The following is a 16,552-nucleotide window of genomic DNA, read 5'->3' as shown; positions in this document are numbered from 1 at the left end:
ATGATTATTTTTCTTCACACCTCTTCTATTCATATAAATAGATTTAATAAATTAGTAGAGAAATTCTATCCAAATACACTTGTTAAACACTATGTATTTGATCAACTTTTAGAAAATGCTATAAAAAATAAGACACTAGATTTTAATGGTTTTGAACGAGCAATTACAGAAATAAAAAATAACCATAGTAAACTAGAAAAAATTATTTGTACGTGCTCAACCTACGGAGGTTTATGTAAAACTACAGAAAAAGTGTACAGGGTTGATGCTCCAATAGTTGACTTTTTAGTATCAAATCACGTTAAAATTGCACTTGCTTTTACTGCAACTTCAACACTCGAAAGTAGTCAAAAAATTATATCTGACGCTAGTCTTAGGTTTCAAAAAGAGATTAAAATAACAAATTGTGATTGTAGTAATTGTTGGACTTACTTTGAACAAGGTGACCTAATATCTTATTATAAAAATATAGCTGCTAACATTACAATAATTGCAGATAAAGTGGATGCAATTTTCTTAGCACAAGCCTCTATGGAAGGTGTTATCAATTATCTTCCTCAATTAAAACATAAGCTATTTAGTAGCGCAGAATTTGGAATAAGAACACTTCTTTCTATAGATTAATTCATTGAAAAAGTAGTATAATCAACTTCTATTAAAAACGAAAACTCCCAAGAAAGTACAAGCTTTCTTGGGAGTAAATTTATATATTCTATAACTAATTAATTAAACGATTATCTTACATATAACTTAGTAGTATACACTTTATTTTCATCTACTAGTTTTACTATTACGATACCACTAACATTACTAGGTAATGTAATAGTAGATTGATTTGCGACCTCTGAAGAATGCACTTCCTTTCCTGAAACCGTAACAATTGATAATTGAGCATCTGAAGAGTCAATTAATTTAACTGTAAACGTTCCTTGATTAGGATTTGGATATACACTTACCTGTAAAACTTGTTCATCTTGAATGGCTGTTGGATCCGCTGGAGTTAACTCATTTATTACTAAAGTACCCTCTGTTGTTCCCATGTAATTTGGGTCCACAATTGTAGCTACTACTTTATATTCTCCTGCCTCTGTTGGAGGAGCATCATTTCCGTTATAAGTAATTGCAATACTTTCAACATCTGTATCTGTAGTTGCTACAACTTCTTTTGGTGAATCATCAAAATCTACTTCTAATGAAGATAATGTTATGATAACTTCTGCTTTCGTAATTTCAAATAAAATCACATCATTTCCTTCATAATTTTCTGAAGAACTTGAAACATTCAATGTATATTCTCCTGCAGTTGTAGCATCACCATTTAATAATGAGACTTCTGCTTCCAAACCTTCTACAGATGTGCTTATAGTAGGTATTTGTTCTTCTCCATTGTAAACAAACGAAGTTGTTGATGGCGTAAATGTTACAGAGGCCTTAGTTATCTCAAATGTTGATGTTAAAGAACCTACATATTCGTCGGTATTCACCACAATTGTTACAGCATATTCTTTTACATTCATTGGAGTAACTCCATCATCATAAGTAACCGTTGCAGGAATATCTAATACAGTTCCTTGCTCATCTTTAATTACATACTCTACCTCTTGTCCATCCGCATTGTATACTTTTGATGATGATGTAATTTCTATAAGAGCTGCTAATTTATCTACAATTTGAAATGTTTCCGTTTGCGTTCCCTCATAGTTCGCATCATTAATAGTTGCTACAACTTCATAAGAAGCTATTTCTGTAGGAGCTGTTGCTTCGTTATCATAAGTAACATCCACATTCAAGCCTTCTGGAGATGTAATTCTTGTTACAGCTAACTGATTTCCTGTATACGTTTGTAATAAATCTGTAATTTGAATGGTAGCTGTTGCTTTTGTAATTTCAAATAAAATCACATCATTTCTTTCATAATTTTCTGAAGAAATTGAAACATTCAATGTATATTCTCCTGCAGTTGTAGCATCACCATTTAATAATGAGACTTCTGCTTCCAAACCTTCTACAGATGTGCTTATAGTAGGTATTTGTTCTTCTCCATTGTAAACAAACGAAGTTGTTGATGGCGTAAATGTCACAGATGCCTTAGTTATCTCAAATGTTGATGTTAAAGAACCTACATATTCGTCGGTATTCACCACAATTGTCACAGCATATTCTTTTACATTCATTGGGGTAACACCATCATCATAAGTAACCGTTGCTGGAATATCTAATACAGTTCCTTGCTCATCTTTAATAACATACTCTACCTCTTGTTCATCCGCATTGTATACTTTTGATGATGGTGTAATTTCTATAATAGCTGCAAGTTTATCTACAATTTGAAATGTTTCCGTTTGCGTTCCCTCATAGTTCGCATCATTAATAGTTGCTACAACTTCATAAGAAGCTAAGTCTGTAGGAGCTGTTGCTTCGTTATCATAAGTAACATCCACATTCAAGCCTTCTGGAGATGTAATTGTTGTTACAGCTAACTGATTTCCTGTATATGTTTGTAATAAATCTGTAATTTGAATGGTAGCTGTTGCTTTTGTTATAGAAAAAGGAATTGAAGAAGAACCTGTATAATTAGGGTCTGTAGTTGTTACTACTAATGTGTAACTATCAACATTAATCGCCTCCCCTTCAGTAACTGAAGTTGAAAATCCAGTAAAATTAGCCACCGATGGAATTACTGTAGGTTCCTGAGCAGAAGTAGTATAAACTAAATCAGTAGTAGTAGATGAATAAGTAATACTTGCAGGAGATATCGTCAAGGTTCCTTGTGTTTCTCCTGTGTAATTTTCATCATTCAATGTCGCTGTAACTAAATATTCTCCAACATTTATTGGTGCTGTTGAAGATGCATCCTCTCCATCTTCTTTATAAGAAAAAATAAAGGTTTGTTCCCCTTCGTTAGATGATGCTGTTACATCATTTGCTGACCCAGAATAAGTAGCTGTTAGTGTTTCAGTGTCTAAAGTTACCGTTGTAGTTGCTTTTGTAATTTCAAATTGTGTAGAAAGAGCTCCACCAAACTCTTGCCCTTGATCAATCGAGATCACTACATCATAAACACCTGCATCTGTTGGTACAACTTCAGAAGAGTTATAAGTAATTGTGGTTGTCAAACCAGAGAGTATTTCTCCAGCTTTGTTTGTAATTTCGAACTCAACATCAATAGCTGAACCCGTATATTCGGCAGTTGCTTTTGTTAAAGAAACTGTGGCTAATGGAGCCGACAAGCCTTCAAATTCAAATGCACCAACATCAGCTGTTTGATTTCTGAAATTACCTGCAATATCTTTTTCTGGGGCAGAAGTATCACTACCTGCATTAATTGCTGAGCTTCCTGTTAAAATTGGTAAGTACGATACATTATCACCATTTTGAGTAAGATTCCCGAAAGCTAAATTTGAAAGAGTTACCGAAGTTAAATTACCATTATCAGAAGGAAAAGTACCTTGAACTTTATTTGTAATGTTATTTGAAACTACTACTCCATCTACTGTAAATAATCCTGCCACCCAAGTCATTACATCACCTGTCACCCAAGTTTGACCATTTCCAGATGGCATATTTACAATAATATTATTTGAGAAATCTGAAAGAACTACTGTTCCAGCAGACTGTTCGAATATTATACCGTTAGATCCACCTCCAACAATACCTGTATTTTCTACCACAGTATTATTTACAAAAGTAAAATCAATACCATAATCTTTTGTTGACCCGATAATTAAAGCACCTCCAGCAACTGTGTTGCCATCCAAAGTATTGTTTTGATAGATTGTTGTATTTTGAATATCTACAACACCACCATTTACTGCAATTGCACTACCTTTTACAGAAGCTGTATTATTTGCAATATATGATTGTGAAATCTTTATATTACCTGATGAAGTAATTGCTCCACCATTCTTAGTTGTGCTGTTGTTCACTAAATTAACATTCTCCAAAGTTAAATCTGCTCCTTCACCTACTCTTAAAGCACCACCACCTTCTGTTATTGAAGCATTTTTTAAAGTGATATTCTTTAATGTTAACTCTCCAAAGATATCAAAATGTCTTTCTGCTAATCCATCTGCATTAATAGAAGATGCGACTGCATTTGTACCATCAATAGTATATTCAGTGCCTTCAAAAATATCAAAGCCAGCTTCATTAAATTCACCATTTACCATAAGAGTTTTACCAGTATATGAATTTAAAAATGATGCTGCATATGTTAGTGTTTTCCAAGGACTAGCTTCACTACCATCTGCTGCATCAGAGCCATTTACTGCATCTACATAATAAATACTTTCGGTTGGAGTTAATTCTTCTACAATTGTTAGCGTTTCCGTTAATGTACCTTGGTAATTATCATCAACAACATCTATTTGAATTTTATACTCCCCTATTGCATTTGGTGTAACCTCAATGTCGTTTTGAGTGATAGTTAATGTTGATGTAACTCCTTCAACTACTATTCCATTTTCGTCTAATAATTGATATGTAACAGACTGATCACTTCCATTAAAAAAAGAAGACAACTCAGAAGTAATATTAATAGATAAAGTTTCCTTTGGTGCAGTAGTACCAAATTCAACGGCTCCAATATCTGCTGTGCCTACTCTTTCAAAACCAAACATATCCACACCAATAGCATAAGCTTCATCTGCTGCATTTATTGCAGGGCTTCCATCTAAAAGTGCGATATATTTTAACCCATTTGAGGCTGTTTTTACACTTTCATCAAATAGCATTTCGACAACAACTGAATTATTATCTATTAATCCATCGTTGTCAGCATCAATAAGTGGGTTTGTACCAAAATCAACATTAATTAAATTATTCTTAATTACGTAAGTATCACTTTCATAAATAGCTCCAGTAATTTGAAAATCATTACCCCATGTAATTTGTCCTTCCACAAAATTTATTGGGTTATTGAAAATATTATTGGCTATTGTTAGATCAGTTAATACGCCTGTTCCAATAATACTCACATATATACCTCTATTACCACTAACACCTCCTGTGTTGTTCACTACTGTATTATTAATCACTTCTACTACAGATGCAACTTTTTCTGTTGCCACACTAATGTTAATAGCACCATTAACTGAACCTGTAGTTTTACTATTATGATTACCAATAATTACATTATTGTAAAGTTTTAGAGCTCCTTGATTCGTAAAAATAGCAGACCCTGACGTACCACTTTGATTACCAGAAATATAACAGTTTTCGATAGTAGCTGTAGCACCAGACCAAATACCACCACCAGAATTGTTAGTAGTAGTATTATCTAAAACGTTACAGTTTCTCATAGTTAACGTTTGGTTTGCATTTACTTTAATACCTGCACCTGGTGTAGTAACATTAAAGTTTTGAACTGTTAGGTTGGATAAAGTAACTGTAGCATTTATTGTAACACCACTACCAGATCCTACTTCAATACCAGTTCCATCTATTAGTGCAGAATCAACTGATTTACCAATAATTGAAATATGCCTATTTACAATAATTTTCTCATTAAATGTTCCCTCAATATACATGACATCTCCTTCTACAAGAGATGAGATATGCGTATTAATTGATTTCCAAGGTGAGGCCTCTGATCCATCCGAGGTATCAACCCCAGTAGTTGAGTTTACAAAATAAGTAGTCTGCCCAAATGATACGCTAGCTACGAGCAATAGCCAATTCGTGATCATCACAAATAGTAAGTTTTTTTTCATTTCGATAATTTAAGAAGTCATAAAAAGTACAATCAAAAAAATTGTAGAGCCTGTAAATGTGTTTGTAACACTTATATTCAAATGTATACAAATTAATTAGATGATATAAACATTTATTTACCAACAAGAAGCACTATTTTGACTTTCTATCTAATTCTTAATGAATCTTAATTTTTTCACTCCATCAATTATAAGAAAATAAGTACCCATTGGTAAATTTCTTACATCAAGCGTATTATGCTTTATTTTTGCGGTAAATTGATTACCCAATAAGCCAATTAATTCAATTTTCGATTTATTTTGAACTCCTTTTATAATAAGAAAGTCAGTTGTGGGGTTTGGGTAGACAGTATAAATACTACTTATATTTTCAATATTTGTAATTTCACTATTACTATTTATCACCTCAAAAGATATAGTATCAGATCCTGAATTATAAATACTAGTAGCTTCCTGAAGGGCACTTAATTCAATAGTACCACTTTCTCCAATTAAATGTACAAATCCATTATCAATATTAACTGGACCAGACACGTTGTATATAATGTTATTTGATATGCTTGAAGTGTATTTAATTTCAAACGGAGAATCAGATGACGTTTTAGTATCAATTTCACTTAATACTAAATCTTGATTTGCTTTATAGGTATTAAATGAAATTATTTTCTCTTCAGCTGAATTATAAAAATCATTTCCGAGTTGTGATGTTTTGATTTTGATCTCCCCTGCCTCTACAACATTAATCACATTATTTGTTATTGATGCACTTCCTTTTACTAATTCAAAAGTTACAGGAAGGTTCCCTGTTGAAATAACCTCTAAAGTGTATGGAAATTCTAACATTGATTTATCGGTAATTTCAGAAAATATAATTTCTTGATCAGCTTTAGAAACCGAAAAAGAAATGATTTCCTCATGAGCTGGTTCATGGTTTTCATTTCCAACTTGACTAGCTTTAAGCTCTATAGTTCCTGCTTTGTTAACTGTTATTTCTTGACCATTAATTGATGCATCCCCCGACAATATCTCTAAAGTCACAGGTAAATAAGAACTAGCAATAACATCAATAGTGATAGGGAAATCTGTCATTTTCTTATCTCCAACTTCTTTATAATCTATAATTTGCCTTGCTTTAGCATCTCTATGAATAAATCCTAAGAAAACGGGATATATTAGTCCTACCTCCCAAGTATTTAATTCGTTCTGTAAATCCTCAAAAATCTCTTGATTATCACTTTTAATGTTTGTTGTTTCTCCTATATCTTCTTTTAAATTATAAAGAGCATTAGGCCACTGTCTATCTTTATATTGAACTAGCTTATAATCTCCTTTACGAATAGCATACCTATTATTATCAAACTTTCTAATATCAATACTTCGGTAATTTTTTCAAAATCCCTATAAAACATAAAAAGCTGTATTTTTGAAGTCCTACCAACAAAAAACAGCTAATTATGGAAAGCAGAGCTTTCATAGGACCAATATTATCAAAAATGTCTGACTTAAGAAAAAGTAAAGTCAACTTTTTAACAGAATGTTTTATACTCTTCTTGAGTATCAAGGGGAAAATTAATTTTCTTCAGTTATCAAGGTATGGTTCATATAGTGAAAAAACTTACCGAAATAATTTCGAATCAGGTTTTTCTTTTTCAGAATTTAATCATCATTTGATCAATGAACATTGTGGTGATGAAAAAATAATAGCTTTCGATCCTGTTTACCTCAGTAAAAGTGGTAAGAAAACCTATGGTTTAGGGAAATATTGGTCCGGATGTGCTGGTAAAGCTCAAAAAGGATTGGATTTATCAGGTATTGGAATTGTTGATGTAGAAAGTCGTAATGCCTTTCATTATGATGCAATCCAAACGCCTTCAATTACAGAATTAAAGGAGAAAGGCATGAGTTTAGTTGACCATTATGCATCCACTTTGCTTACACATAAAGAGCAATTATTGACGCATTCTAAGTATGTTGTAGCTGATGCTTATTTTGCAAAAGAAAAGTTTGTTCGACCATTAGATGAGGCTGGCTTTACTGTACTTAGTCGATTTAGAGGTGATATGAATGCAAGGTATTTATTTGAAGGACCAAAAACAGGAAAACGCGGTAGACCTAAAAAATTCAACGGAAAAGTAGACTGGAAAAATATTGATCTCGATATTTTTCAGTTAGAAGATGATACAGACTTATATTATTTGTACTCTGCAAAAATTTATAGCGTTGCTTTAAAAAGAGAAGTAATGATTGCACTTGTTCAATTTAAAAATCAAAAGCTCAAGCAAAAAATATTCTTTTCAACAGATCTAAATCAAGAGGCCTTCCAAATTTTCAATTATTACAGATTACGTTTTCACATAGAATTTCTTTTTCGAGATGCAAAACAGCATACAAGTCTTACAGGTTGTCAAGGAATAAGTAAAAATAAAATTCATTTTCATACTAATATGGCACTTACTTCTGTCTCAATTGCTAAGGCTTTTCATTGGATCAATCAAGAAAAAAAGGAAAGAGGACCCTTTTCAATGGCTAACATAAAAACACTCTATTTCAATGAGTTAATACTAAAAAAGATTTTTAGTGTATTTCGAATTGATGTAGATGTTGAAAAAAATAAACAGCAATTTGAGATGATTCGAAAATTAGGTCAAATTGCTGCTTGAAAAATATATTATTTTACCGAAGTATTGTAATATAAATTGCGTCGTGTGGAGTACCTTCTTTTCCGTCTCTTACAAAAGGAATTAAATTTACTCCATCAAACGGTTTATCTTCTTTTGCCTCAATACCATTAAGAGCTGCTGCTGTAGCCATTATATCTAGTGAACTTACAGGTTTATCATAAACTTTAGGTGATATCTCTCCTTTCCAATACATTAAAAATGGCACTCTAATTCCACCTTCATACACATCACTTTTAGCTCCTCTCAAAACTCCATTATCAGATGCATTTTTTGTTTCTGGGCCTCCATTATCTGATAACAAAAAGAGTAATGTGTTATCTTCTAAACCCAATGCTTCTAACTTATCCATAATTTTCCCAACACCTTCATCAACTACTGCAACCATTGCTGCATATTTCTGACGCTTTTCATCTTCAATAGAGGCATATAGATCTAGGTATTCTTGCGGAGCTTCTAATGGATCGTGGGGTGCATTGTACGCTAGGTATAAAAAGAAAGGTTCTTCTTTTTTTCGATCAATAAAATCTAATGCTTCATTTGTAAACTGATGAGTTAGGTAATCCACCATCGAATCTGGGTTTTCTGGTGTATTGTTTCTTACTAACCAAGTATTATAACTTTCCCATTCAGTTGTTACATTTTGATTTTCTTTCCAATCATTTGATTTGGTGTAAACATGACCTCCTCCAATATGACCGTAAAATTCGTCAAACCCTCTTTTCAATGGCCATAAATCTGGATGAGCACCTAGATGCCATTTTCCAATTGCTCCCGTTGAATATCCTGCATCACCTAAATAATTGGCTATTGTTTTTTCATCTAATGGCAAACCCATTCCTATATCGTTATAATCGTATTGTGGGTTACGTTCAAAACCAAATTTCTGTTGATAACGACCTGTAATAAAACCTGCTCTACTCGGACCACAAACAGGGTAAGTAGCATAGGCACTCGAAAACGTGATTCCATTTTCTGCCATATTATCAATATGCGGTGTTTTAATATCTTTACAACCATGAAAACCTAAATCTCCATACCCAAGGTCGTCTAACATAATGACAATAATATTAGGTTTTTGAGCTGTATTTTGGGCTTTAATAGAAAAATTAAATAATGATAAAGTAACTATTAAAAAATTGAATAGATAAAATGGAGTATTCATAGTAAAGTAAATTACAATAGTTGTTCAACTTCTATTATAACTGTAAATATATCATTGATATATACTACTTATAAGCTGTATCTGTGCACTCATAAGTATTGTTTTGACTATGATTCAACTAATAAGAATTGATTTTAAGATAAAAAAAATAGGCATCACTCCAGTATTGGAATGCTGCCTATTCTAGCGTAGTCTTTTGATTGAGCTGTCGGTCTCTTATTTCAAAAGTCTGACTGAATACTTAAAAAGAAAGTATTCATATTAGCACGATTTAATTCATTTCATACTAATACATTACTACAAATGTAATAATGTTTTTTTATTATTCGACCCTCTTAGCTGATGAATTTACACTTTGAATAGTAAATCCGAATTCACATTTAGAAGCATCGATACGATATTGCTTTTCTGCAAGACCATTTTTGCTCCAGCTATTATCTCCACCTACACCAAGCTGTTTGTAATCTACAGCTATGTAAATAGTATCAGATGGTTTAATATCTATTGTGTGGCGTTGTAATTTTTTATCTGCTGGATTGAAGTCTGCAATAGAATTTCTTAACGTAGAAAAAGATACTACATCATCTGCAACAAATTTCACGCCATTCCCTTTCGCTGAAGTCAATTGGAAGAAACGAGCATCTGTTCTATACCCATTTTCTTGAGGTCTGATATATGGCACGTACATCTCTTCTACAGTAGTTTCGTACTCCGCTACAAAAGAACCCGTATTACGATCTATGTAATTTTCTTCTGGTCCTCTTCCATAATATTTTACAGTATTGTACTCTTTATCTATAGCTAATGTGATACCATAACGAGGTAAGAACTTAATTGCTTTAGGATCTTCAGCATTCAATTTAGAATGTACATTAATAGCTCCATCAGTACTCACAACATAAGTAACAACATTTTTTGCGTTTAAATCAGCTAGTTCATAAGTATAAGTAAGTTGGAATTGTTGTCCATTTAACTTTTTAGTTTGAACATCTATTAACTTAGCATTTTCACCTACATTTCTGTAAGCGAAATAATAGTCATCTTTTTCTTTTCCTGCTTTCCACGCTCCAAAATCATTATCTGTCATTGCTCTCCAGAAATTTAATTTAGGACGTTCTTTTAGCATCTCTTCTCCTTTGTATTTGATAGATGCTAAACCTAAACCTTCTTGATCAAAAACAAACGTATAATCTTCTCCAGTAATTGTAGTTACTTTCGTTTTCTTAGCTGTTTTTGCTTTCAATTTGCCTTCATAAGCAACTACTGTGTTAGTACCCTTTTGAAGTAAAAATTGATCTGATGCAACTGTATAATTTGCTGCAAGCAGTGCTGTTTTTTCTTTGGTATCAGCTAAAATATTTACAAAATACTCTGTACCTTGTTTTAAATCATATTCAAAGTCAATAGATTTTTTTAATTTCTCTTGAGGAGCAATAGTGATATCTGATAATTTACCAGAAGCTACAACTTTACCATTCTCTAGTAAATTCCAGCTAAAGTTTACATTACCAGTAGAAACAAAGAAATTCTCATTAAATATCTCATATTCATTTTTACTAATCTGCTTAAAATGAATATTTTGATACACATGCTTAATTTCTACAATTGCTGGATGCGGAGTTCTATCAGATCCAATTACACCATTTGCACAGAAATTATTATCATTATGTAACTCTTCTGGTTCAAAATCGCCACCATAAGCATAATAAACTTCTCCTTCAGCTGTTTTTTGTTCAAGACCTTGATCCATCCAATCCCAGATAAATCCACCTTGAACGTTTCTTTCTTCACGTACCCAATTCCAAAGGTCTACAAAATCGCCATTAGAATTTCCCATTGCATGAGAGTACTCACACCAGATAAAAGGGCGTTGTTCTGCTAAAGGTAATTTGGCGTCTATTTTTAGAAATTTCTTTTTAACATCGTACGTCTTTTTATACATAGAAGACATGATGTCCGTAGTTCTTACTTTATCACCTGGCATTTGTTCAGAACGTTCGTAATGAACAGGACGAGTTGCATCGTAATCATGAATCCATTCGTAAGCATTTCTGAAATTCTGTCCATTTCCTGCTTCATTACCCATAGACCAATATATAATTGACGGATGGTTCATGTCTCTTTTTACCATTCTTTGTACACGATCAAGATGTTGTTCTTTATACATCTCAGATTGCGCCAATGTTTCGCCATCTTTATAACCATAACCATGCGATTCGATATTTGCTTCGTCGCAAACATAAATACCGTACTCATCACATAAAGAATAAAAATAAGGATCATTAGGGTAATGGGAAGTACGTACCGCATTAAAGTTATATTTCTTTAAGTCGATAATATCTTGTAACATTTCTTCTTTTGTTACCACATGACCATTTATAGGACTGTGTTCATGGCGGTTAACACCTTTAATAAGAATTGGCTGTCCGTTTACTAATAACTGACCATTCTTAATTTCAGATGTTCTAAAACCAATTTTTTGGTAAGTCGCGTCAACAACTTTTCCTTCTTTATCTTTTAATGCAATTTCTAGTGTATATAGGTTGGGCGTTTCTGCTGTCCAAGCTTCTACATTTTCAAATGCTATATCAGTTGCTTCTAGAAGCGCAGTGGTATTTTTATCTAAAGCAAGTGCGTGGTTCTGAGCATAGACCTTTTTACCCGCTTTATCTTTTAAAACAACATCTACATTGTACCCTTTTACTTTTTTGGCTAATGTATTTTTTACATCAACCTTATAAGTTAGTGTACCACCTTTGTAATTTGTTTTCTCTAACACTGCCTGAACTTCTACATTTCTTACAAATGTTTTTGGTGTTGCATATAAAACTACATCACGCTCAATACCAGAAACTCTCCAGAAATCCTGATCTTCTAAATAAGAACCATCACACCATCTGTATACTTCTACAGCAATATCGTTCTTTCCTTCTTTTACGTATTTAGAAACATCAAATTCTACGGCTGTCTTAGAACCTTGCGCGTACCCCACTTGTTCACCATTCACCCAAACATAAAATGCTGAGTTTACACCTGCAAAATGAAGAAATATATTTTTATCATTCCAATCTGCTGCAACATCAAAAGTTCTTTTATAACTACCTACTGGATTGTTTTCGTGAGGAATATTAGGTGCATCCATTTTATGTGGATAGATAATATTCGTATAAATAGGATAACCATAGCCTCTCATTTGCCAATCAGAAGGAACATCAATTTCTTTCCAGTCTGCAACATTATAATCTGTTTTATAAAAATCTGCAGGTCTATCTGCAGGCTTTTTTACCCAATTAAACTTCCATGTTCCATTTAATAACTGGTAATTATCAAGTTTACTTAAATCAGCATTGAAATTAAGGTCTTCAAAGTGTGTAAAAGTAGTTTTACTTGGTAATGTATTAACAGTAATAACTTCTGGATTCTCCCAGTTTTGTTTGTCTTGCGCTTGAGAAGCTAGTGGCATTAATGCAACTAAAACTCCTGCTAATTTTGCTATTCTATTCATCCTATTATTATAAAATCAGTTCTTCGAAATAAGCTTAGAAGGACTAAAAAATGTTTCTCAAATTAAAATTAATATACAACAGTATTGTACCTATTTGGGTGCAATTCAGTGTACTTTTTATCTTGCCCTAATCCTAAATATTTAGGGTTTAGAAGTTGCTCTACCCAGCTATCATAATTAGCTTGTAAATCCTCTTTATCGCTGGCAGATAAGTTTAATGGTTTTGCTTCAGAAATATCATTCTTTACATCATAATATTCTTGAGATACCTTTCCATTTTTTCTATTTGTTTTATTGATATATTTGATATCCCCTCTACGTACAGCATAGTGTTTTTTATCAAACATTCTCCATCTTAATTCATCATGGGGAACTCCTTTTTTATCACCTGTTATGTAAGGAACAATGTTCACACCATCTATTTGATTTTTAGGTGATGCATTTGCATAAGCTACTGCAATACCCATAATATCAAGAGAAATTACAGGTTCATCATAAACAGTTCCTGCTTTTATTTTATTTGGCCAACGCATAGCAAAAGGAACACGAATTCCACCTTCATAAATACTTCCTTTTCCTTCTCTTAAAGCTCCATTATCTGTCTTATATTTTAGTGGACCTCCATTATCAGAAAGGAAAATAACGATTGTATTATCTGCAATACCTTCTTTTTCTAATGTCTCTAGTACTCTTCCTACACCATCATCTAGTGCACTAACCATTGCACAGTATGTTTTTCTTTTGCCTTCTTCTAAGTGAGAAAACCTATCTAAATATTTTTGAGTTGCTTGTAATGGTGAATGAGGTGCATTGTATGCTAAATACATAAAGAAAGGTTCATCAGAATTGTTTTCTATAAATTTAGCAGCTTCTCTAGATAAACCATCAGTTACATATTCTGTCTCTTTAACACGCGTATTGTTATGCAACATCATTGTTTTATATGCATGAAACTGCGACGTTACTTTAGAGATATCAGACAATGTTAATTCTTCAGGGAAATAATTATGTCCACCCGTTAGAAAACCATAGAATTCATCAAATCCTCTATTTAGCGGACGAAGATCTTCGTGAGCACCTAAATGCCATTTTCCTAATGCCATGCTTTTGTAACCTTCACGCCCCAATACATCTGCAATTGTTTCTTCTGATAACGCTAAACCTTGGTTTATATCATTTGGTGCCCAAAGAGGGTTTCTTCCACACCCAAATCTATCCTGATATCTTCCAGTTATTAAACCTGCTCTACTTGGTCCGCAGACAGCATAAGAAACGTACCCATTTGTAAAATGCACTCCTTCGTTTGCAATTCTATCAATATTGGGAGTAGGTATTTCTTTAGAGCCGTTAAAGCTAACATCATTATAACCCAAATCATCGGCTAAAATAACTAAGACATTAGGCTTTTTTGTTTTTTTTCCTCCATCATCTGCTAGTGAAAACTGCATTGTGACTAAGAATAATAGAGCCGCTTTTAAAGTTAATTTTGTCAATCTGTTCATCATAAAAAATCATTTCACATCAAATAATTGTGACATCTACTCTTATTAAGTACTAGTTACAAATTTCACTAAAAGAATACGTATAATTAGAACATTTTAATCAAATAGTATAACTAATTAGTCAATTTAGAGTTGGTAGGATATAATCGTCAATTCTATGTTATAAATACCCACTTTTAATTAATTATGTTATTTAGCTGAATTCCCCCATATCAAAGAAGTTAGCCATACTATTGAATCAGTTGGCTAAATAGTTGATGATACAAAAAGTGTAAGAATGCATTTACTTATATAAAAGATAATTTAAAATAAGTAGTCTGCATGTAGTTAAAATAGTAAGGGCATCCATTTCTTAAAACAGATGCCCTTATCTAAATTATTATTTATATTGATGCACTCACTGAAACACTTTTAAGTGAATCGATGTGTGCTTGCATCATTTTCACCATTTCAGGGTGTTTATTCGCAACATTTGTTGTTTCAGCAGGGTCATTTGATAAATCAAAGAGTTGTACTTTCTTAGACATACCACCTTTAATACCTTTGTTTTTATCCATAAAATCAGGTATTCTTTTATTCTTTGCAATTGGTTCAATGTATTTCCAATCACCATTTCTTAAAGATAAAGTATACGATTCTTCTAACATCATTTTTCTACCTTCGTCAGAAGTTCCTACTAAAGCAGCTAACACATCTTTACTATCTATTGCTTCTCCTTTTTTAATTTCTATTCCCGCTAAATCAGCAAAAGAAGCATAAAAATCTAAATGAGAAAACATAGCATCACTTGTTTTACCACCTTTAATTTGTTTAGGCCAATAGGCAATCATTGGTACACGTGTTCCACCTTCTAAAGCAGAATATTTTCCACCACTATAAATACCTGCAGGCTTATGATCGTTTAATAATTCTACAGCTTTATCGTCGTAACCATCATTAAGAACCGGACCATTGTCTGATGTGAAGATGACTAACGTATTTTCTTCAAGACCTAATTTCTTTAATGACTCCATTACCATTCCAACAGTGTGATCCATTTGCATGATAACATCACCTCTAACTCCCATTTCTGATTTTCCTTTCCAATCATTATTTGGTAGACGAGGAACGTGAATATCATGAAAAGCAAAGTATAAGAAGAAAGGTTGATCTTTATGTTTTGTCATAAATTCGTTTGCCTTACCTGCTAAAACATCTGGAAATTCTTCATCTTTCCAAATTGCTTTTTCTCCACCAGACATATAACCAATTCTTGAAATACCATTGATAATTGTCTTATTATGTTGCTTATCTGCCGGTTGACGTCTTAACTCTGGGTTCTCTTCTCCTGTTGGATACGTGTTACCCGGTTTCTTTTTATAATTAACTAAAAGAGGATCGTTTTTATCTAAATTCACCACATGATGGTTCTCCAAATATACTGCAGGAACTCTATCTCCAGTTGCAGGTAATAAGAAAGAATAATCAAATCCTATTTCTAGAGGACCTGGTTTAACGGCTTCATTCCAATTAACATTGCCAATACCTAAACCTAAATGCCATTTACCTACAACCCCTGTTGCATAACCTGCTTCTTTAAGCATGTCTGGTAATGTTTTTTTGTTGGTGTCTATTAATAGAGGTGCATCACCTGGTAAAATTTGAGCCTTTTTTCTAAAAGCATACTCACCAGTTAGCATAGCATATCTTGATGGTGTACAGGTTGCATGAGGAGAGTGTACATCTGTAAAGTTAATTCCGCCTTGTGCTAAATTATCAATAACTGGCGTAGAAGCTCCTTTTAAACCATTTACTCCTACATCGCCATATCCTAAATCATCTACATAAAATACGATAATATTTGGCTTGTTTACTTTTTTGTTTGCTTGTCCATCAAGAGAAGTACCCTTACTACAAGAGAACATTCCCATTAATGCTAGTGCGTAAATACTTTTAAATTTCATACTATTTTGTTATTTGTTTATTTCTTCTCTGAGACGGTTGTCTAAAAA

General features: G+C 32.8%; 8 protein-coding genes. 2 read left to right on the top strand and 6 right to left on the bottom strand.

The features are described 5' to 3' along the window. Positions 1-624, top strand: coding sequence for a hypothetical protein (locus EI427_RS23165; RefSeq protein ID WP_126619522.1), 624 nt, complete (start codon positions 1-3; stop codon positions 622-624). A 110-nt stretch (positions 625-734) separates the two neighbouring features. Here the strand turns inward: EI427_RS23165 and EI427_RS23160 are convergent, their stop codons facing one another. Together EI427_RS23160 and EI427_RS23155 are read right to left on the bottom strand one after the other, a co-directional pair. Then, the gene (locus EI427_RS23160) at positions 735-5,711 is read right to left on the bottom strand and encodes an MBG domain-containing protein (protein WP_126619520.1); all 4,977 of its coding nucleotides are present in this window, start codon (positions 5,709-5,711) and stop codon (positions 735-737) included. 150 nt (positions 5,712-5,861) lie between these two features. After that, positions 5,862-6,800 (bottom strand): T9SS type A sorting domain-containing protein, encoded by a 939-nt coding sequence (locus EI427_RS23155; RefSeq protein ID WP_126619518.1) that lies wholly within the window; start codon positions 6,798-6,800, stop codon positions 5,862-5,864. 365 nt (positions 6,801-7,165) lie between these two features. Between EI427_RS23155 and EI427_RS23150 the strand changes: the two genes are divergently transcribed. Further along, the gene (locus tag EI427_RS23150) at positions 7,166-8,371 is read left to right on the top strand and encodes a transposase (RefSeq protein ID WP_126613266.1); all 1,206 of its coding nucleotides are present in this window, start codon (positions 7,166-7,168) and stop codon (positions 8,369-8,371) included. 13 nt (positions 8,372-8,384) lie between these two features. Here the strand turns inward: EI427_RS23150 and EI427_RS23145 are convergent, their stop codons facing one another. The 4 genes from EI427_RS23145 to EI427_RS23130 form a co-directional block, all read right to left on the bottom strand. After that, complete coding sequence (locus EI427_RS23145; protein ID WP_126619516.1) at positions 8,385-9,554, bottom strand: sulfatase-like hydrolase/transferase; 1,170 nt, start codon at positions 9,552-9,554, stop codon at positions 8,385-8,387. Between the two features lie 322 nt (positions 9,555-9,876). Then, positions 9,877-13,059, bottom strand: coding sequence for a glycoside hydrolase family 2 TIM barrel-domain containing protein (locus EI427_RS23140; RefSeq protein WP_126619513.1), 3,183 nt, complete (start codon positions 13,057-13,059; stop codon positions 9,877-9,879). 68 nt (positions 13,060-13,127) lie between these two features. Then, a complete protein-coding gene (locus tag EI427_RS23135; protein ID WP_240655387.1) occupies positions 13,128-14,507 on the bottom strand; it encodes a sulfatase-like hydrolase/transferase in 1,380 nt (459 codons plus the stop codon). Positions 14,508-14,944: 437 nt separating this feature from the next. Beyond that, positions 14,945-16,504: a sulfatase family protein gene (locus tag EI427_RS23130; RefSeq protein ID WP_126619508.1), complete on the bottom strand. Its 1,560-nt coding sequence runs from the start codon at positions 16,502-16,504 to the stop codon at positions 14,945-14,947. Positions 16,505-16,552: the final 48 nt, after the last annotated feature.

Origin of the sequence: Flammeovirga pectinis, from assembly GCF_003970675.1 — a bacterium.
GTDB lineage: Bacteria > Bacteroidota > Bacteroidia > Cytophagales > Flammeovirgaceae > Flammeovirga > Flammeovirga pectinis.
The sequence above is the reverse complement of the archived record's forward strand: the minus strand, read 5'-3'. Positions and strand labels throughout refer to the sequence as shown.